The sequence below is a fragment of the Epilithonimonas mollis genome, from assembly GCF_900142325.1.
Classification (GTDB): domain Bacteria; phylum Bacteroidota; class Bacteroidia; order Flavobacteriales; family Weeksellaceae; genus Epilithonimonas; species Epilithonimonas mollis.
Window position 1 is genome coordinate 288211 of sequence record NZ_FRAM01000001.1, and the last position, 20800, is coordinate 309010.

The 20800-nt window shown below is 35.9% G+C and carries 23 protein-coding genes; 16 read left to right on the top strand and 7 right to left on the bottom strand.

Annotation, left to right across the window (positions count from 1 at the left end):
* Positions 1-107: 107 nt before the first annotated feature.
* The 5 genes from BUA97_RS01215 to BUA97_RS01235 all read right to left on the bottom strand — a co-directional run bounded on the left by BUA97_RS01215 (position 108) and on the right by BUA97_RS01235 (position 4016).
* On the bottom strand, positions 108-947 hold the full coding sequence (locus tag BUA97_RS01215) for an AraC family transcriptional regulator (RefSeq protein WP_072996023.1): 840 nt from the start codon (positions 945-947) through the stop codon (positions 108-110).
* Positions 948-1262: 315 nt separating this feature from the next.
* Complete coding sequence (locus tag BUA97_RS16960) at positions 1263-1442, bottom strand: carboxymuconolactone decarboxylase family protein (protein ID WP_139258180.1); 180 nt, start codon at positions 1440-1442, stop codon at positions 1263-1265.
* A 99-nt stretch (positions 1443-1541) separates the two neighbouring features.
* Entirely contained in the window at positions 1542-2087 is a 546-nt protein-coding gene (locus tag BUA97_RS01225; protein WP_221405644.1) for a carboxymuconolactone decarboxylase family protein, read from the bottom strand.
* Between the two features lie 46 nt (positions 2088-2133).
* Positions 2134-2673 (bottom strand): carboxymuconolactone decarboxylase family protein, encoded by a 540-nt coding sequence (locus BUA97_RS01230; RefSeq protein ID WP_072996026.1) that lies wholly within the window; start codon positions 2671-2673, stop codon positions 2134-2136.
* Between the two features lie 905 nt (positions 2674-3578).
* Complete coding sequence (locus BUA97_RS01235) at positions 3579-4016, bottom strand: DUF417 family protein (RefSeq protein ID WP_072996028.1); 438 nt, start codon at positions 4014-4016, stop codon at positions 3579-3581.
* 994 nt (positions 4017-5010) lie between these two features.
* Here BUA97_RS01235 and BUA97_RS01240 point away from each other — a divergent pair.
* From BUA97_RS01240 to BUA97_RS01315, 16 genes are all read left to right on the top strand, one after another.
* Positions 5011-5373 carry a hypothetical protein gene (locus BUA97_RS01240; RefSeq protein ID WP_072996030.1) on the top strand — a complete coding sequence of 121 codons (363 nt, stop codon included), beginning with the start codon at positions 5011-5013 and terminating at the stop codon, positions 5371-5373.
* A 20-nt stretch (positions 5374-5393) separates the two neighbouring features.
* Positions 5394-6098 carry a peroxiredoxin family protein gene (locus tag BUA97_RS01245; protein WP_072996032.1) on the top strand — a complete coding sequence of 235 codons (705 nt, stop codon included), beginning with the start codon at positions 5394-5396 and terminating at the stop codon, positions 6096-6098.
* A gap of 10 nt (positions 6099-6108) precedes the next feature.
* Positions 6109-6579 carry a thioredoxin family protein gene (locus BUA97_RS01250; protein ID WP_221405645.1) on the top strand — a complete coding sequence of 157 codons (471 nt, stop codon included), beginning with the start codon at positions 6109-6111 and terminating at the stop codon, positions 6577-6579.
* 16 nt (positions 6580-6595) lie between these two features.
* Entirely contained in the window at positions 6596-7360 is a 765-nt protein-coding gene (locus BUA97_RS01255) for an SDR family oxidoreductase (protein WP_070562130.1), read from the top strand.
* Positions 7361-7519: 159 nt separating this feature from the next.
* A complete protein-coding gene (locus BUA97_RS01260; protein WP_072996034.1) occupies positions 7520-8353 on the top strand; it encodes a helix-turn-helix domain-containing protein in 834 nt (277 codons plus the stop codon).
* Positions 8354-8384: 31 nt separating this feature from the next.
* Positions 8385-8927: a carboxymuconolactone decarboxylase family protein gene (locus tag BUA97_RS01265; protein ID WP_070562137.1), complete on the top strand. Its 543-nt coding sequence runs from the start codon at positions 8385-8387 to the stop codon at positions 8925-8927.
* A 30-nt stretch (positions 8928-8957) separates the two neighbouring features.
* Entirely contained in the window at positions 8958-9608 is a 651-nt protein-coding gene (gene msrA, locus BUA97_RS01270) for a peptide-methionine (S)-S-oxide reductase MsrA (protein WP_245795778.1), read from the top strand.
* A complete protein-coding gene (gene msrB / locus BUA97_RS01275; RefSeq protein ID WP_072996036.1) occupies positions 9605-10123 on the top strand; it encodes a peptide-methionine (R)-S-oxide reductase MsrB in 519 nt (172 codons plus the stop codon). Before msrA ends, msrB begins: the two co-directional genes overlap by 4 nt.
* 71 nt (positions 10124-10194) lie before the next feature.
* On the top strand, positions 10195-12198 hold the full coding sequence (locus tag BUA97_RS01280) for a protein-disulfide reductase DsbD family protein (RefSeq protein WP_072996038.1): 2004 nt from the start codon (positions 10195-10197) through the stop codon (positions 12196-12198).
* Between the two features lie 53 nt (positions 12199-12251).
* Positions 12252-13094, top strand: a complete 843-nt coding sequence (locus tag BUA97_RS01285; protein ID WP_072996040.1) for an RteC domain-containing protein — start codon at positions 12252-12254, stop codon at positions 13092-13094.
* A 119-nt stretch (positions 13095-13213) separates the two neighbouring features.
* Positions 13214-14059: an RteC domain-containing protein gene (locus tag BUA97_RS01290; protein WP_072996042.1), complete on the top strand. Its 846-nt coding sequence runs from the start codon at positions 13214-13216 to the stop codon at positions 14057-14059.
* A gap of 250 nt (positions 14060-14309) precedes the next feature.
* Complete coding sequence (locus BUA97_RS01295) at positions 14310-14663, top strand: helix-turn-helix domain-containing protein (RefSeq protein WP_072996044.1); 354 nt, start codon at positions 14310-14312, stop codon at positions 14661-14663.
* Positions 14664-14689: 26 nt separating this feature from the next.
* A complete protein-coding gene (locus BUA97_RS01300) occupies positions 14690-14980 on the top strand; it encodes a helix-turn-helix domain-containing protein (protein ID WP_072996046.1) in 291 nt (96 codons plus the stop codon).
* A gap of 99 nt (positions 14981-15079) precedes the next feature.
* Entirely contained in the window at positions 15080-16537 is a 1458-nt protein-coding gene (locus BUA97_RS01305) for a DUF3945 domain-containing protein (RefSeq protein WP_072996048.1), read from the top strand.
* Positions 16538-16543: 6 nt separating this feature from the next.
* The gene (locus BUA97_RS01310; protein WP_072996050.1) at positions 16544-18628 is read left to right on the top strand and encodes a type IA DNA topoisomerase; all 2085 of its coding nucleotides are present in this window, start codon (positions 16544-16546) and stop codon (positions 18626-18628) included.
* Positions 18628-19509, top strand: coding sequence for an ORF6N domain-containing protein (locus BUA97_RS01315; protein WP_072996052.1), 882 nt, complete (start codon positions 18628-18630; stop codon positions 19507-19509). The genes BUA97_RS01310 and BUA97_RS01315 overlap by 1 nt, the downstream gene beginning before the upstream one ends.
* Before the next feature lie 148 nt (positions 19510-19657).
* On the opposite strand, the gene BUA97_RS01320 is transcribed toward BUA97_RS01315, so the two are convergent.
* Positions 19658-19861, bottom strand: coding sequence for a hypothetical protein (locus BUA97_RS01320; protein ID WP_072996054.1), 204 nt, complete (start codon positions 19859-19861; stop codon positions 19658-19660).
* Positions 19862-19864: 3 nt separating this feature from the next.
* A complete protein-coding gene (locus BUA97_RS01325; protein ID WP_072996056.1) occupies positions 19865-20689 on the bottom strand; it encodes a class I SAM-dependent methyltransferase in 825 nt (274 codons plus the stop codon).
* Between the last annotated feature and the right edge of the window lie 111 nt (positions 20690-20800).

Below are 20800 nucleotides of genomic sequence, written 5' to 3' on the forward strand. Positions count from 1 at the left end.
TTTCTATTGAAATAGGTTAAATACTTACTATTCTGCTCACTCATTGCATTAAGAAGGTACATGTTGTTATCTATCGTTGACATCTCTATTATATTAAAATGCTTCTATCAGATACTTCTGAACTTCGAAATATTTGTTCCCGTATAGAGCTTAAAAAACTTGCTGAAATGTGCCGGACTTTCAAAACCAAGTTCATAGGCTATTTCCTTAGCCGATTTTTCAGTATAATGTAAATAACGTTTGGCTTCCAACAGAAGCTTTTCACGAATGAGTACCGAAGGTGCCGGTTGTTTTAATCGTGCAAAAACATTGCTCAATGTCTTAGGAGATTTATGGAGGGCACCTGCATAAAAATTAACCTGATGTTGTTCTTTGAAATTTTTTTCGAGAAGCAATGCAAATTTTCTCACAATATCCATTTTTTCGTCAGGGAATTTTGAATAGCTTTCACTTTGAAGCTTTGCTATTCGTGTAGTTTTTATAATTACCCTTTTTAATAAGGTACGAAGCATTTCTCCCTGAAAATTATCCCTCACCATCAGTTCAGTAGAAAACACTTTTTCAAGGTCGGACAATTCTTCTGCTTCATCGGCATTTAGTGTGATAAACATTGGATGCTGGATTCCGTAGAAGAGAAAACCGACGCATCCAACTTCAGAATCGTGATCGATGATACAGTAAAATTCACGGTTAAATTGCCAGGCAGTTAGGGTCTCAGGATGCTGAAAGGTAAAATGCTGATTGGAAACGAGCGGAAGAATGCTCCGTGGTGGCATTGTGTAGGCTATCGCATCGATGAGTACTTCTTGCGATTCACCCTTATTGTAAACAAAAGTATTTACGGGATTAGGACTTGAATTGCTAAGTCCTAATCCTGAAAACAGTTGATTATCGCTGTGCATAACAAACCGCGCCAATGTTGCATTTTCGTTATATTCTTTGATCATTCCCGTTCAGATTTCGTTTTTTTTCATATAATACATGTAAAAAAATAACATCAATTGCACTATTGAGCTATTCTCCGGTTACCATATGCATGGCAATAGCGATTCGGTTCCTGCTACCGATGGTAACTGTAACAAAAATTACTTGAGCTAATTTCTGTTCACCAAGCAGCGCTAGTGCTCGCTCGTAAGTTTCATCAGAAACCCCAGCTTTATCAAGTTAGGCAATTTCTTCTGCCAGTTTAAGTACAGCTTGTTCTGTTTCTGTAAAAAAGGTGTTTCCCACCATGCGGCCAGGACAAACAGGCGCTACGGAGTTTACCCTAATTCCAATGCCGCTTGGGTATGACTGATTATATAGTAACCGCAAACGTTGATTAGTGAAATCCAAGTCCGGATAAGTTCCTGGGGGTTTGGTTCCAGATCTAAAGTTGGTAAATATTTGTCCGAAGTCCCCCTCGCTCTGTATAATTTAGGTTCTGCTTTTCCGATGTCCATTCTTGTTTTTAACTTATATTACTGTCGCTTATAATCTTGCAATCTTGTTTTCAGCATGTTCATGTCTCTTAGAAGATCATTTATCCAACCAAATAAAAGTTAGATCGAACCAGCCAGCGGAACAGCGGGATAGTCCTTCTCCGGATCGAACACGTTATTGAAAAAGTTCGTCAGCGAATACATAGCCACCAGAGCGACAATCTCCATGATATTTGCATCTGTATATCCAGCTTGACGAACAGTTTCCAGATCAGACTCACCGACCTGACCGCGGGTCTCGATGATTTTGCGCGCAAACTGGACGGCGGCGTCCTTCTTCGGATCGATAGCATGGCCTTTCCGAGCGAGAATAATTTCATCGGCCGGCAACTTAGCCATACTGGCCGCATAGCTGTGAACCGCCAGGCAGTAGTTGCAGCCATTCACCTCAGAGACGGCGAGGCTGATGATTTCTCGCGTCTTCACGTCAAGCACCTTGTTCAGGGAACTGCGGAAAGTAGCCCATGCATTGAACGCAATTGGACTCTGCGCAAATGTCGCAAGCATATTTGGCGTGAACCCGAGCATCCTGGTGAACGTATCAAGAGTTGGTTTAGAGTCAGCCGGCACCTGTTCCGGCTTTAGAGCTTGTGTTCTTGGCATCATAGTCTATAGATTTAAAGTTATTTTGACGTTAACTGAATAGTTATTACTAGCTAATAGATTTTGCTAATGGAAATTCATTAGGCACTTGGGTTACAGCATGTAATATGTTACTGATAGTTCTGTCGCCTATGTGCACGATCATATCAATAAGGTTCTCTTTCGAATAACCGGCATCAAAAAAGGCTGCTACCAATGTTCCATCACCTGCATTTCTTTTTTCTGAAAGCTGTTTGGCGAGTTTTACCAAAGCATTCAATTTTTTATCAAACCCTGCGCTTCCGCCTCTGATTTCAAGCGTCTGTTCTTCTGTGAAACCATTCATCTTGGCAACCATAGTATGTGCACTTAAGCAATATAAACAACTATTCACCTCACTAACTACTAGCGTTACCGCCTCAATTTCTTTTTTTGTTAACGAGGTTTTGCTATTTTCAAGATTAATATAAGCTTCTAGCGCATTTTCGGAATAAGCTAACGTAGAGTACAAATTAGGCACAGCACCGAATGCTTTTTTCAGACCATCGAATATCTGTTGATTTTTTGCTGAAACCTCTTCTCTTTTTAGGACGTTGAATGTATTTTCCATTTTTATTAAATTGTTATGTTATAAATTTATTCGTTTGTATAGTACAAAGGTAAGCCGAGGGAAAGCTTTCACAAATGTCCGTACTTCCCTTTAAGTTGTCTATACTTCCCGATATGGAAAATTTCACTTCCGGATAAGTTTTAATAAATATTGACGATGTACAAATTGACTAGCTATATTAGAGTACTTACACGTTAGCCATCACCGAAAAAGAAATTGTGGGTGAAATAGTTTATCTGTATGTAAGATCTGCTTATGTATGTATCTTAAAACGCACGAGTATTCCCTTCCAATAATTTCAAATTTGTTTTTTTGATTTTCCCTAAAATTCTCTTTTAAAAAACTTTATTTGATATTTCCCAGATGCATCGGGCAGTTTATTCTCCCTTCACTTTGCTTATTAAGAAGTAGTTATTTCTACATTGTATTGTAGTACTGTGCGCCATCTTAGGATTAAATAGATGATTTTTCAGTTGTTATATATCTTGGATCAAGGCAGAATACTTTTAATAAAATATATTGATCATGTTTTCGTTTACATTGATCAACATTATATTCTTTTCGTAGATTTTTCAATTACTGCGACTACAATAGAGCCACTATTACATGCTTTCCCGCAACATTTACTTGCACATTCCCCTTTACATTTATTATTTTTTGTCTTACCGGATTGATGTGATTTAGAATCACTTTTTAAAGGATTGCAATAAGAGATTTCCATATGGGAAGCCTGTTGAGCTTCAATCGTATATCCATACGATTGAAGCTCAACAAAATCAATACAAGGCTACTTAAAAGTAACCTCATACTAACGCCTCCCATTATTTCTAATCTTGTTTTCATTAATTATTTATTCACAATACAATTTTATCGTTGATTCGATTGATTCTTCAGCTACCGAGGCTTCATTTAATACTATCTTTCCATAAGGCCACACCAAATCCCAAAAAGACTAAATCTTTCAAAATAAAAAAGTCCGTAACAGGTACTCCATCTACTGTCTTCCATACTCCAGGAGTAGTAAATAAAAAACTAATTGTAAATCCAAAAGTCAAAATCATTAGCAATCCAGCCCATTTTAGGCTATTTTTTATTTTTATTCCTATCAACAGCATTAATCCCGTGATAATTTCAATTATGCCGATTATATTTGAAACGGTTCTAATTGACCATATTTCATAACTCCATCCCATTAAAGGATGATTTTCTACGAGAGATTTAATTCCTTTAGCTTCCGTTAATGTAAACTTAAAAGCACCGATCCAGAGTAGAACAACTGCTGTACCTAGAACCATGATTAATAGCCCGATACTTGGCGTTTTTATGTTGCTTGATTTTTCCATTTTTTTATTTTTTTATTTGATAAAACAAAGATATTTATAAAACAGCGCGGTTAATAGTCCATATTTCCCTAATACATGACGAAATTTCCTTTTATCGACTAAATTGGAATAGCTTTCTTTCTAATTCTAATTTAAAGCTGTTCCGTATTTTTTATATTCATGAATAAGATGCTTTCTAAAATAATAAAAAGGCCTATCATAGAATTAAAGTGATTTTATCTTTTGTGAAGAATAAACTAAGCAATATAGCCACTACAGGATTACATAAGCATATATACTTACTTGTGTAGATACTCGTACATACCACTAAAAGATATAAGGGAAGCAAATATTATCAGGTAATATAGTGAGAGCCGTGATCCTATGTCAACGGTCCTTATGTTGAAATTTTATATTCGGAATTTAGCAGACTAAATGTAATAAAGACCACTCCACCAATTCGCATTTGCCATGAGGTGCTGACCGTCAAACTGTGTAATAACCTCAAATCACAATTTCATACACGGGCACCTATCTTACAAAATTCGCGTATATTCGATTCTCAGCAGTTAGGTTTAGGTTTTTAGACACACTGCCGTTAATGATGTTTTGGAATCTGCGTATTTTTTTGAATATAAAAAACCACTTACCCAAGCAATTTGTGCAAGTAAGTCATGATACCATTTTTACATAGAACCCGCTAAGACCTCTATCCTGTGAAGGAATAGAATATGATTGATGAATACATGGCTGGATTGTATGTTAACATGGTATTAATTCTCTTTTTTTGATTCTGTCTTCGATTTACTGTTTCAAATTTTCCTTTGAATAGGTGGTTGACATTTTAAGTTAGCTAATTTTGTCAATTTGAATCTCCCAAATCAATAATTTTTTCGAGTTAAACAGATAGATACCGTAAATCGGGAAATTCAGTCATATGATAGGGAAATTTGGACATCAGTATAACTAATATCATCAAATACCTTTGTTTTATAAAATTTTAACAGAATAATTTATGAGACACAAACAATTTGGGTGGTTATCACTTTTGGGACTATCATTAGTTTTAGCATCATGTAGTAAGGACGATGATGGCATGATGGAAATGTCATCATCGTCAACGATTACAATTGAAAATGTATTGGACTCCAGACCTTTAGTTGAATCAGGAACATTTAAAAATAATGGCGGTTCTCCTCTAATTATGCCAGGAGAATCAATTTCAATTCAATTATATGCAGGTAAAGGACAGGCTGTATCATTTGCAACAATGTATGGATGGTCAAACGATTTATTTTTTGCTCCTGCTAATCCTGGCAACTTATTACATGCCGTAACACAAGTACCGATAGATTTTCCTTTAGCAAAAAACATTTAATCACACTTCATTAACTAAAAATGGAAAGTATAACACAAAAAATAAAACACATTATGAGCATACTTGGTCTGCTTATAATGGTTAGTCAGGCCAATGCCCAAGGACAACAAAAGAACATGATGGACCATAAAGAAAAAAGCCAGATGGAAATGGGGAGGATGGCTATGGGAGAGAATATGTATCCTCAAAAAGCTGAGGATATCAGCCCACTTTTGGCAGGAGAGAAAATACCTATGGTAACGTTGATGAATCAGCAAGGGAAAATTGTCGATTTAAATAAAATGGTAGCTGAGAAACCTACTATCTTAGTTTTTTATCGGGGTGGATGGTGTCCATACTGTTCTAAACAATTATCTGGATTACAAGAAATATCAGGCGATCTGGAAAGAATGGGATATCAGTTAATTGCAATAAGCACCGATAAGCCTGAAGGTTTAAACGCTTCAATGGATAAAGCAAGCTTAGAATACACATTGTTGTCAGATGCAGATCTGGCAGTTTCTAAGCAATTCGGCATCGCGTATAAAGCCCCTAAAGGTTATTGGGATTTTCTCCCTAAGTCTACTGGCGGAAAAGACATTGATTTGTTGATACCTGTTCCATCGGTATTTATATTAAGCAAAAATGGTGAAATAAATTTTGAATACATCAATCCAGATATTACAAAAAGGTTAAAGCCTGAATTATTAAAGGTAGTAGCACAAACAATATTTAAAGACTTATAAAACAGAAACGATGTTAAAAACTAAGAAAAGAGTAATGACTTATACGATGCTAATTTTTGCATTGGTGTCTTTAGTAAGTATGTCATTTGCCCAAAATAATCCAAAAGCCGGTATGAAAAAGGAAAGTCAGGAAATTGACTTTACTAATGGGAAATGGAGCGAAATTGCTGCAAAAGCAAAAAAAAGTAATAAATATATTTTTGTGGATGCTTATACAACTTGGTGCGCGCCTTGTAAATTACTGAAATCTAAAACATTCAAAGAGAAAGAAGCAGCAGTGTATTTTAATAAAAATTTCATTAATGTGACCATTGATATGGAGAGTGGTGAAGGTATTGCATTAGCAGAGAAATGGAAAGTGACAGCATATCCAACATTATTATTCTTCACTCCACAAGGTAAATTAGTGATGACAAAAATAGGATTTGTCAATGGAAAGCAGTTGATAGAATTTGGTGAACAGGCTTCAAAGAAAAAATAACTGAAAATATAAAGACATGAAAAATTGGAATTTAGAAGGGAAAAAAGTAGTAATAACGGGAGGTTCCAAAGGGATTGGGAAAGCAATAGTCACAGAGTTTGCGGAATTAGGAGCCGAAGTATTGTTTACTGCACGCGATAATGAGGAGGTCATTAAAGTAGAGAGTGCTTTGAGAGAGCGAGGATTAAATGTATATGGTATGTCAGCTGACGTAACTAGTACAGATCATCGTTTGAGAATTAAAATGTGGGTAGATAAAAAATGGGGTAAATTAGATGTGCTGGTCAATAATGCTGGAATTAATATTCGTAAACCAAGTAACGAATATGAAGAAAGAGAATACAGATCTGTATTTGAAGTAAATGTGTTAGCCCCATTTGAATTAAGTAGAATTTTATATTCAAGCCTTTTGGACGGGGCAGGAAGTGCGGTGGTCAATATTGCGTCTGTAGCGGGAATATTGGATGCTAGAACTGGTGCTCCTTACGGAATGTCAAAGGCAGGGCTAATTCAATTGGGAAGAAACCTAGCGAATGAATGGGCAGAAGATAAAATTAGAGTAAATACGGTATCGCCATGGTTTACCGAAACACCAGCAACAAAAAATGTATTGGCAGATGAACAAAAATTAAGTGCAATAACAAACAGAACCCCATTGCGACGCGTGGCCCAAGATGTAGAAATAGCAGCGGTAGTTGCTTTTTTAGCAATGGATAAGGCATCGTATGTGAGCGGTCAAAATATTGTAGTGGACGGAGGTGCGACAGCAGCAATTTTGTAAGATATATAAGAACATATAAATGTGAAATGAGAGGGTGTCTTATGATGTAGTGTAAGTATGAGATAATTGGGGAAACGTGATGGATATTATAAGGGAATAAAGAGGGAGAAAAATTAAATTAGTATCCACTTAAAAACGATAAAATAAAGGCAAATCAATATGGTAAGGGAATACGAAGATAAAATAACTTCAGCAAGATTCGTCATGCATGTGAACAGTGATCAGTTAAAAGGAGCAGGACTTCGTAAGCCAACAGCACCTATCAACACTTTTGTTTATAATAAAGGTTCTAAGCAAAAAGTAAAAATTGATGAAATTGACTATGAAATGCCCGAAAGGTCTTTATTACCATTAGTATCCAATCAAAATTTCACATTTGAAAAACCAGATCAATTAATTGCCTGGCAGTTTAACAGAGAGTTTTATTGCATAGTAGATCATGATGCTGAAGTAGGTTGCGTTGGTTTTCTATTTTATGGTATTGAACATCCTATGTTTATTAAATTAAATGAGGATGAGAAAGAAGAAATGCGATACTTAGAAAAAATGTTTTCTGATGAATGGTTATCGCAAGATAATTTTCAAGGAGAAATGCTTAGGACTTTGCTGAAACATCTAATAATTAAAACGACCCGTACTGCAAAACAGCAAAGTGAATGCTATTCAAAATTTTCAGATGAAAAACTTGATATGATCAGAAAGTTTGCCTTATTACTGGAAGAAGATTTTAAAAAGGAACATGGAGTGAAATTTTATGCAGATGCGTTAAATAAATCACCAAAAACTTTGAGTAATATTTTCGCGATTTTGAGGCAACCTGCTCCATCAAAAATAATACAAAATAGGATTATCCTGGAAGCAAAAAGATATCTGCATTATACCGACAAAACGGCAAAGGAAATTGCATACGAATTAGGTTTTGAAAGTCCGGCACATTTTAGCAGATTTTTTAAAATGTATACCGGTACAAACATCTCCAAATTTAGAGAATAAGAGTCTTAGTTAAAAAAATGAAGATATAACAATGTTAACAATAGAAATACCCGATAATAAGGAAGTTAGTAAAAAAAACAAGGAGTTCTTGAAATACTTCAAAGAGCGTTTAGGGAGTGTCCCTAATCTTTATGCGTCGATGATGCATTCAGAAAATGCATTAAGTAATTACTATCAATTTCATACTAGAAAGGTTTCTTTGTCAAAGCAAGAATGCGAAGCGATTATGTTAGTGGTTTCTCAAAAAAACAATTCTTTATATTGTCTAAGTGTCCATACTATGATCGGAAAGCTAAATGGTTTTGATGAAGATCAAATATTACAGCTTCGTCGGGGGAATGCTGAATTTGATAAAAAATTAGATGCGCTGGTAAAATTCATTAAAAATGTAGTTGAAGAAAAAAATAGGATTAGTGTGCAACTGCTTCAACAATGTTTTAAAATGGGCTATAATCATGAAAATCTGATTGATGCGTTGCATGTCGTAGGTGATAGTTTCATCACAAACTTCACAAGCAAAGTTTTAAATGTGCCAATAGATTTTCCTTTAGCTAAAGAATTAAAAGAACACTAGGAAATAGGGCAATACTTAAAAACTTGGTTATTGGCATTGGTCGAAATACCCTTGGTTTCCTGTGGTCAACAGAAAATCAATAAAAAAATAGGAAAAAAAGAAGTCGAAAGAAAGGGAGTCATGGAAATAGATAGTAAAAATTGTGAAATTGCCACGTTTGCTGCCGGATGTTTTTGGTGTGTAGAAGAACAATTCAAACTACTAGAAGGGGTGGAATCTGTAACCTCTGGATACACTGGTGGTCATCAGAAAAATCCTAGCTATAAAGAAGTAAGTACTGGTATGACCGGGCATGCAGAAGCTTGTAATATAGTCTATGATGCTGAAAGAATATCATATAAAGAATTATTAGGAGGTTTTTTTGTCGCGCATGATCCGACCCAATTAAATAAACAGGGAGACGATATTGGAACACAATACAGGTCCGCTATTTTTTACCATGATGAAAGTCAAAAGAAATTGGCTGAAGCTATCATTGCTGAATTGAATATTGAACAGGTTTATCCAAAGAATATAATAACCGAAGTAACAACTTATGGAGAGTTTTACAAAGCAGAAGATTATCATCAAAATTATTTTGAGAATAATCCAGAGGCCGCGTATTGTCAGAGAGTGATTAAACCTAAGCTAGACAAGTTTAAAAAAGTGTTTAAGAATAAAGTTAAACCGAAATATAAATGAAAAGGATATTGATATTAATTGGATGCATGTTTTTCTTAGGTAGTTGTTATGCGCAGGAAACGAATAAAGGTATAAGTCAGGAACATATGGAAAATCCCTATTATTCCAGAACCGATAAAAAAAAATTAAATATCAGTAATGCAGAATGGAAAAAAGTCTTAAATCCACAGTTGTATCAAGTTGCAAGATTACAGGCTACTGAACAGGCATTTACTGGTAAATATTGGGATAGTGAAACGAAAGGCACCTACTATTGTGCGGTGTGTGGAAATAAACTTTTCCGTTCAGATGCTAAATTTTCAAGCAGTTGTGGGTGGCCTAGTTTTTTCGAACCCGTTAAAAACAGTGTCGTCTATAAAGAAGATAATTCACATGGCATGCATAGAACAGAGGTTGAATGCAATCGTTGTAATTCGCATCTCGGACATATCTTTGATGATGGCCCCGCCCCTACATATAAGCGTTACTGTATGAATTCCATTTCAATGGATTTTGAGCCTGATACGCTTAAATAAGACAGATAAGCTTCCTCTAACATGGGCCGAAAACAGCCCAACATTATTTTAATAAACTTACAAAAATTATCATGAAAAAATGGTTATGGGTCTTGCTATTGTTCCAAATAACAAACTTACAGGCTCAGATAAAGGAAGTTGTTAAGTGGGATTATAAAATTAATAAAATCGCAGACAATGAATATGAGGCTGTGTTGAAAGCACAGATAGACGAAGGTTGGCATCTTTACTCTAAGGATTTACCAAAGGATAGCGGTATACCAACAAAAATGAAAATTGTTAGTAATAACGTTGAATTAATAGGAGACGTAAAAGAGCTGGGAAAAAAAACAGAAGAGTTCAGTGAAGCATTTGGTGTTCAAATAGTATATTTTGCCGATTCTGTAAGATTTATTCAAAAATTCAGATTAAAAAGTAACGGAATCAATCCCAAGATAGCTACTGAGATTATTTTTCAGGTATGCAACGATAAAATTTGTTTAGCTCCAAATACGATAGAATTTGAGGAAATAGTAAATGCAAAAAATGATTTGGAAACAAAGTCCAAAATCATAGTAAGTGAAATGCAAGATTCTGATTTAGCTCATCTGCAAAGTGACATTAAGGTCAATACATTAGATTTTAAAAATCCCCTGGTAGATTGTGGTAATGAGCAAGTCACAGAAGAATCTGGTAATTGGCTGGTATTGCTATTAGGATTCCTAGGAGGATTAATAGCGTTGTTGACACCATGCGTCTTCCCTATGATTCCACTGACAGTTTCTTTCTTTACAAAAAATGCTACTGATAGATCTAAAGGAAAACGGAATGCACTGATTTATGGCGGGTTTATTTTAGTCATCTTTTTAGTACTAAGTATTCCTTTCCATATTTTAGATGGTATCAGTGGAAATGTTTTCAATGAGATAGCAACAAATATATGGTTGAACTTAGTGTTCTTTGTTGTATTCTTATTCTTTGCATTAAGTTTTTTTGGATATTATAATATAACGTTACCGACTTGGATTGTCAATAGATCCTCCCAAGCAGAAGAAGCTGGGGGAATTGTAGGGATATTTTTCATGGCATTAACACTAGTAATTGTTTCCTTTTCGTGTACCGGCCCTATCTTAGGTAGTCTTTTAGGCGGAGTTGCTTCTAGTTCTAAAGATGTCCCAACGTTACTGTCATTTGCTCTTGGAGGATTTGGACTTGCCTGGGCATTTGTATTTGGATTTTTAGCTTTATTTCCGCAAGTATTATTATCACTTCCAAAATCAGGAAGCTGGATGAATACATTAAAAGTATGTCTGGGCTTTATAGAAATAGCATTAGCATTAAAATTTTTATCAAAAGCGGATTTAGTTTCCAAGACTTTTTTGCTAAAGAGAGAGGTATTTATTGTACTGTGGATTATAGTAACAGTGGGTCTAGTTTTGTACCTGTTTGGTAAAATCCGATTCCCACATGATGATAAAAATGAAAAGATAACAACTGTTAGAAAAAGTTTTGGGATCGCAGGTATTTTGTTTGTATTGTATTTGATACCGGGCTTATTACACTCAGAGAAACCACGTTTATCTTTACTAAGTGGCATTCTGCCTCCTTTAAATGTAAGCTTCTATACTTCCCCAGAGGACGGCATTTTTGGAATACATCCAGAACATGATTATTATGAAGCTATTAAAGTAGCAAAAGAAAAAAATAAACCTGTTCTTATAGATTTTACCGGATACGGGTGCGAGAATTGTCGTAAAATGGAGGAATTTGTTTGGAGTGAACCAGATGTTTTACCTCTAATTCAAAACGAGGTTGTATTGGCTTCCTTATATGTAGATGATCGCGAAGAGTTACCAAAAGAACAACAAAGATCAATTGATATGGGGAATGGACAGAAGAAAAAAATTAAAACAGTTGGAGACCAATGGTCTATGTTTCAACAAATAAACTTTAACAATAATTCGCAACCACATTATGTTATGGTAACACCAGATGGAAAAGTTATTAACTCCCCTGTTTCAGGCTATATGTCAAAAGATGATTTTAAAAATTTTCTAGAATGCGGGATACAGTATTATAAAACCAGCAAAAAATAAAATAAAAAACAATAAAATTAAATCAAGCCTAATTGAAAAAATAAAAAAATTCTGTGAGAGACTTTTATTGTAAAATTATTCGAGAACTTGAAGAGGAAATTGGTATACGCTATATTGATAATGGTGACCAAATAAGTTTATGCGAGTCTATGATTGAAATTACCTTACAAAAATTGACGAAACTAAAGCGATTTATTAACGAAAATGAGTTCAAGACAATCGAGGATGAAATTATCTTTTTTAAAGAATTGAAACCCAAGATTGTTTCAAAACTTATTTATTACAATGCGATCTACAAAATAGAGATGAAAAAGCCTCATGGAGGCCAACGAATAATTAAAAAATATCTGAATAATGAATTGGCGAAATTAAAGCGGTTTTTCGATAATAATCTAGAGTTTTATAAATACTATCGAACTAATAGCACGTATCTCGATGAGAAGTATTTTGTGAGAGGAAAATTTGATATTAAATTGAGTTTAGACACATTTTATTTCGAATCAGATCATAGTTTTTCAACTTCTCATGATTATAAGGTAGCTAAAGTTATTGCAAATGACTTAATAGAAGTATATCTAGAAGATCAGATATTAAACATGAATAAATTTTCTAGAGCAAAATCCAAAGAAATACGTAGTTCATTATTAAAATGGACTGCAAGCAAAACATCCCTAATAGAATTAATCTATGCGTTGCATGCTTTCAAAGCTTTTGATGACGGTAGTTCCGAAATAAAGGTTATTGTAAGAATATTTGAAAATACCTTTGGAATTGATTTAGGCGATTTCTATCATACATATTTGGAGCTAAGAAATAGAAAGAATAATCGAACAAAATTTTTAGATCTTTTGAAAGATTCCTTAATAAAAAAAATGGACGAACAAGAAGGAAAATAAAAAAATATCACCCAAGTTACCCCCAACTGTGGGGAATTTATCGCTAGAATTCATAAGGTTTGTGATTTAATTGAAGAACACTTTCTGGAAAGTCAAACTGTTCTAAAAAATCATGAGCTATGAAAAATTCTCTACAAAACATTCTTTTAGAGATACACAACAAAGAGGATAAGATTTCATCTCAGAGCAAGAGCCTGCTTGATGAAGCTTACGAAATGATCCTGTATCTCCAAGATATTTTATTTTCAGTCAAAAAGTCAATTACCCAAAAGGGATTTAATGATGAAGCTGAAGAAATCAATTTCTTCCGTACCATAAAACCTCAAATACTTGGCAAACTAATTTATTACAATAAGGTTTATCGTATAGAGACTACTTGTCCGGTCAGTAATGGTAAAATGTATTATAGTTATTTTTCTAGCCAATTGGCAAATCTTAAACGGGAGTATATTGAACATATCTGCAATGCCGATTTTTACAGGTATTATCGTTCGGGACGAACTGATCGAGATGACATTTATTTCAAACGTGGCAATATCAATTATCATGATGGACTAAACAGCATTGTATTTGAAATAGATCCAGCATTCTCAACCTTCTTCGATTACAAAGTTTCAAGGATTATCGCTAATGAACTGCTCTACACTTACCTGCTTACCAAAATCAATCCTGATGAAAGTCTAGATACGAATTTACAAAAAACCGAAAGTTCAAAAGATATATTTTGGACAGATAGCAAAAATGCACTCGTCGAATTGATTTATGCCCTATATGCTTCGGGTGTGATCTCTCACGGTAAAATTGGAATCCGAAAAATCAGTCTGATGTTTCAGGTGCTTTTCCGTATTCCGCTTAGCGATTTGCATCATGCGTTTCACCGGATGAAAACCCGTACTGGTTCAAGAACGGCATTTTTAGACCAGCTCAAAATATCCCTCGAAGAATATATGGATAAAGACCTTTAGCTGTTTTAATACAGTAATTTCAAAGCAGTACACAAAATGTACTGCTTTTTTTTTTGCCCATATCTGCCAATTAGCAAATGTCGGCAATTCCCTGTTACAAAATACTCAAAATGCCTGAACTCCTTATTAAACAAGGGTTTTTCCTAATTGTAAAAAATTTCAAAAAACCGCCAAACCAATTGGCAAGGCTTGGCAGACAAACACTGCCACTCTAAACAATTTTGCATAGTGAACTTTAAAAAGCTGTGCAATGAAAATAATAACCATTGAAGAAGAAGCGTGGCAACAGCTCAACAGCCGTATTAATGCCATTGCCGACTATCTGAAAAGATTGGATGATACGGGGTATGATGACCTGTGGCTCAATAACCACGAGGTATGCCAATACCTGCACATCAGCGAAAAGACCTTGTGGCGTATGCGCACCAAAGGCGAGATTGCTTATTCAAAAATCTACGGTCAATATTTCTACACTATTGGAGCAATTAAGGATATGCTCAATGCCAATGCCATACAGAGCAGTGATCAGTTTGTGCAGGAGCTTATGGCAAAAGGCAAAAGCTATATCGAAAAAGGCAGAAAGCTAAAGACAGACAAAAAATAGGTATGAACCCCTAAAAGTATATCCCTATGAATATTGACAGAATGGAATTTTTAGCGTGGATGGAACGCCTGATGGGTCGTCTTGATATGCTGGGCGACAATATAAATGAGTTGCAAAAGAAACGCAATAGTATTGACGGCGAGGAATTGCTCGATAACCAGGATTTACTTCAAATGCTTAAAATCAGTAACCGTTCCCTGCAACGGTATCGCTCTATTGGGAGGCTGCCCTATTATACCATAAGCGGAAAATTGTATTACAAGCTATCTGATGTACATCAGTTCATTAGAGAGAGCTTTAACCCACTCTCAAAATGAACGACAATGAAAGACAAAGACTGCCTTTGAGTGCCACATTGGGCAATACAGCCAACGCTTAATTTACATTCGGCAGTGAACTTTTAAATTTTCAAAAATATGAGCAAAGAAATCACAAACAACCCGGAAATGCCCGAACAATTATCGGACATACTATTAGTGCTGGATAAAGAAAAAATGAAAATCCAAGCCGTAAAGAGTATTGACGAGAATGGGAAAATGGAAACCGTTGACCCCACGAAGAAAAACCAAAACCAGTTTATGCGTGTGGATAAAAATGGTGACGTTTTTTCCAACTTCTTCTCTAATTTTTTCAGCCAGTTAAAGAACCCTACCAATTTTTCATTCTTCAAAGTGCCTGCACCCGTCGCAGTTGAAAAAGCACAGGAAATGCAAAAGCAGGTAGATAAGCCAACTCCCGAAGGCGAAAAAGTGATGAAGGAACACGAAGTAAAAACAGAACTGCAACAAGATAAGAAACAAGAAAATCAAAATAATATGGCAACAACACAAACAACACCGGAAACCAGCGAGTACCGCTACAAGCCCGAGCAGATTGATTGGGACACAATGAAAAACCTCGGATTAAGCAAGGAATACCTTGAAAAAAGAAATCTGCTTGACCCTTTGTTACGAGGTTACAAAACCAATGAACTCTTGCCGATAGGCATTAATTTCGGAGGTTCTGTTCTTCGCACAGATGCCCGATTGTCTTTACAGCAAGCCGAAGATGGAAATGTTATCGTAGCAATACACGGTATCAAAAAAGAACCAAACCTGCATTTTGAGTTTTTCGGACACAAGTTTACCGATGAAGACAAAAAGAACCTGCTCGAAATGGGTAATATGGGGCGTGTGGTTAACTTGACCAATTCTAAAACTGGCGAACTGATGCCGTCCATTATCAGTATAGATAGGCTAACCAATGACGTAATTGCATTGAGGACGGATTTCATAAAAATTCCCGATGAAATTAAAGGTGTAAAGCTGAACGATGAGCAGAAGCAAACTTTAATGGAGGGTAAACCGCTAAAGTTAGACGGTATGATTTCCACTAAAGGAACGGAGTTCTCGGCAACGGTACAGTTCAATGCAGACAAGCGTTATGTAGAGTTCCTGTTTGACCGCAATAATTCCAACAGGCAAACCCAAAGCAACGGACAAAGTAATCAACAAAGCCAGCCGCAGGAAGCTCCAAAAACGTTCAGAGGTAAAGAACTGACCGATGAGCAACATAAGGATTTCAAAGCCGGACAAACCGTTTATATGGCAGGGCTGGTTGATAAGAAAGGACAAACCTACAACGGCTATATCACTTTCGACAAAGATACCGGAAAAACAGGCTTTGAGTTTCCTAATCAATATAAAGAAAGAATGCAGCCCATCGAAGCCCACAAAACGCAAATTGCCGTCAATTCGGAGGGCAAGACTAATGAAGCAACCAAAAATATCAATGAGCCTTTGAAGTCGGGACAGCAAAGACCGAAAAACAAACAGCAGCAGGAGCAACAGGAAAAACCCGAAACACCTGCAAAGTCCAAAGGCAGAAAAATGTAGTAAAGTATGAAAACAATAATCGCAGAAAAACCAAGCGTAGCCCGAGAAATAGCCGGACTTGTGGGAGCATCCGATAAAAAGGACGGCTACCTGACAGGGAACGGCTATTTTGTTACGTGGGCATTCGGTCATTTAATAGGATTGGGAATGCCCGAAGAGTACGGCATTTCGGGGTTTGATAAGGCATCATTACCAATACTCCCAAATACTTTTTTGCTGACCGTCCGGAAAGTGAAAAAAGACAAAGGTTATACAGCCGATACAGGAGCGTTAAAGCAACTGAAAGTCATCGAACAGCTTTTTAACCGTAGCAGCAGTATCATTGTAGCCACCGATGCAGGTCGTGAGGGCGAACTCATTTTCAGGTATATTTATGAATACCTGAAATGCAACAAGCCTTTTGAACGTCTTTGGATAAGCTCACTAACTGAAAAAGCTATAAAACAAGGGTTTGACAATCTAAAAGACGGGGCAGCATTTGACGGACTGTATCAGGCGGCGCAAGGCAGAAGCCGTGCCGATTGGCTCGTGGGCATCAATGCTACACAAGCATTGAGCATAGCCGCAGGAAATGGAATTTATTCGCTCGGAAGAGTACAAACACCTACGCTGGCATTGATATGCAAACGCTATCTGGAAAACAAAAATTTCTCGGTAACGAAATATTGGCATATACAGTTATCGCACAACAAAGAGCTGATAGATTTTAAAAGCATTTCCAAAACCAAATGGGAAGACCAAAAACTTGCCGATGATACGCTTAAAGCCATTCAGCGAAACGAAACAGCAACGGTTACGTCCGTAGAAACCAAAAGTGTTACAGAGCAACCTCCTTTATTGTTCGACCTTACCGGATTACAAAAGGAAGCCAACAAAAAGCTGAACCTTTCTGCCGAAGAAACGCTCAATATTGCCCAAAGCCTCTACGAAAAGAAGTTTATCACATACCCACGCACTGGAAGCAAATATATTCCCGAAGATGTTTGGGCTGAAATACCCAACCTCGTAAGGGCTTTGCAGGATAGGGAAACCTACAAGCAAGCCGTATCTAAAATGAAATGGGGACGGTTCAATAAACGTATTGTAAATGACCTGCGTGTTACCGACCACCACGGATTATTGATTACTGATAAAATCCCGTCTGCCCTGAACGCAAAGGAAAATTCCATTTATGATATGATTGCCTTTCGATTGCTCGAAGCCCTTTCACAAGCCTGCATCAAAGCGATAACCGATGTAGGTTTACAGGCATTGCATTATGATTTTACAGCAAAGGGTTGTAAGGTTTTAGAAGCAGGCTGGCGTTCCATCAAAGGCAGTTTCTCCGATGATGATACCGAACCTGTACAGGATTTGCCAGAACTAAAAAAAGGTGATGAACTTAAAATCAAAGAAGCCTCTGTTTTAGAAAAGAAAACCAAACCACCCGTACTTTATACCGAAGCAGGGCTTTTGTCGGCTATGGAAACTGCCGGAAAGGAAATGGAAAATGAAGACGAACGGAAAGTATTGCAAAATATAGGTATTGGCACTCCGGCTACAAGAGCCGCAATAATCGAAACCCTGTTTACCCGCAATTATATCCAACGGGATAAGAAATCTTTAATCCCGACTGAAAAGGGATTGCAGGTTTATGAGTTGGTCAAAGAACGTAAAATTGCAGACGTTGCAATGACTGCCGAATGGGAACTCGCATTGCAAAAAATCGAAAACAACGAAGCGGATGCAGAGGCTTTTCAAAAGGAAATGGAAAACTATGCTTCATCCATTACAAATGAATTGTTGCAAACTTCCATTGCTCAAAACAACCTGCCTAAATTGGTTTGCCCGAAATGCAGAAGTCAACAACTCATTATCCGTGATAAGATTGTCAAATGTTCTGATGAGGATTGTAATTGGATACAGTTCCGCAATGTGTGTGCCATACAAATCGGTATAGCCGATATTGAAAGCCTTGTCAGCAAAGGGAAAACTTCACTCATCAAAGGAATGACAAGCAAAGCCGGAAAGAAATTCGATGCATACATCGTGTTGAATGAGGATTACAAAACTTCCTTTGAATTTGCCAAAAATAAAAGCTACAAAAAGTAATGGAAAATAAGCCTACCATTAGCCAGATGGAAATCAAGAACCTAATATATACCATACGTGGCAAGCAAGTGATGCTGGATAGCGACCTAGCTTCATTATATCAGGTGGAAACCAAGAACCTCAACAAAGCCGTAAAAAGAAATATTGAAAGGTTTCCTGCTTCTTTTTGCTTTCAACTGACCGAAGAGGAAGTTGAAAACTTGAGGTTCCAATTTGGAACCTCAAGTTTGAGCTATGGAGGAAGACGTTATTTGCCTTATGTTTTCACCGAACAAGGCATTGCAATGGCTTCTGCTATACTCCGTTCAGATATAGCGGTCAAAGTCAGTATTGAAATTATGGAAGCTTTTGTAGAAATGCGAAGAATGCTTATTAGCAACGCTTCTTTGTTTCATCGTTTGGATAAGATTGAAATTAAACAACTGGAAGCCGACCAGAAATTTGAAGAAATCTTTAAGGCTTTGGAAAGCGATAAACTCCATAACGAAAAGGGAATTTTCTACAACGGACAAATTTTTGATGCCTATACCTTTGTTTCCGATATTATCAGAAGTGCCAAAACCTCCATTATCCTTTTGGATAATTATGTGGATGATACAGTACTGACTTTATTGGGCAAACGGAATGCCAATATAACTGCCACCATCTATACCAAAAATATCAACAATCAGTTACGGCTGGATTTGCAAAGGTACAACAGCCAATATCCCCAGATTGAAATTGAAATTTTCTCTGATACTCACGATCGTTTTTTGATAATTGACGATACGGAACTTTACCATATTGGAGCATCACTGAAAGATTTGGGCAAAAAATGGTTTGCCTTTTCGAGAATGGATATTGAGGTTGGAAGGATGTTACAAATTTTGTATAAACAATAAACCCTCTGATAATTAAGAGGGTTTCGTTTTGAATTGATCCTTATTAATAAGTTGTACGAGTGTTTTCTACAGAAAAATCAGATGTAGCAAAACAGCAACTAACTTTGTTTAACACTAAAACAAGCAATTATTAAGGTGTTAGCTGCAGTTATTTTTTCCTTTTCTTGAGTTTGTTCAATCTGTAATTGCAAGACCTATATTCGACATATTCGATTTTATGTTCAGATAGAAGCTGTACAATTATTTCTCTTGTTTTATCTTCACCAAGTCCAATTTTTTCGCCAAGGTCAATTTCATTTAGTTGACCATCATTTTCGATTAGTGCTTTGTAATATACTTCTTTAATTTCCATAAGTTATTTTTTTTGAACAGCTATCATCATATGTGGGCTAAAAGGTAAAAGATAACTGTCATTTTCTGTGATTTTAATAAGTTCTAATAATGTTTTTTTCTTTTTGTTATTCAACATACTTGCAAAGTATTCTTTATCCAACCAAGCCATTCCTTCAACAGCATAAGTATTAATATGGGTTAATTCATGATTTATAAACTCGTCTTTTAGTTGTTCAGGTTTATGATAATATGCTTCTGCTAAAAGCCAAGGGAAATCATTTGGTGGATTATGTATTCCTGATGTCAATTCTTCTTTGCACATTTCAAAAAATGAATTTTTATGAATTAGTCCATTTAAAAGACCGACCAAAGTTGATGCGGTATAATTAATGGCAAAAGCTAATATAATTCCGTCATTTTTCAGAACTCGTTTAGCTTCACTAATGGTTAAAGCTCTGTCTTCTTTTTTTTGAAGATGATAAAGTGGTCCGTGAAGTATTATTAAGTCGGCAAAATTATTTTTAAATTCTAATTTCCGAGATTCACCCAATTGAACAGAAAATTTGTTTTTTAATTTATTCGCTCTATTTTGGGCTAACTTAATATGTTTAGGAACTGGTTCTATTAAATGAACTTGATGTCCTTTTTTTGCAAGCCATTCTGAATATTTTCCTGTACCGCCTCCAATATCAATTATTTTTGACGATGTAGATGGGATATATTTTTCTATAAGTGATTTAATTCTTTCAAATTCAAATATGCCCATTCCTTTATCAAGTCTGTTTTCTTCTGATGCATTATTATAAAATACTTCTATATTTCTGCTTATTAACTGTTTACTGTTCATTTTTAATCATTGTATTATCATCACTTATTGAAATATTGAACACATTGCAAAGTGATAAAGCAATCGATTTGTAATCAATTGTTTTTGTTTAAGATTGGATGAAATAACTGG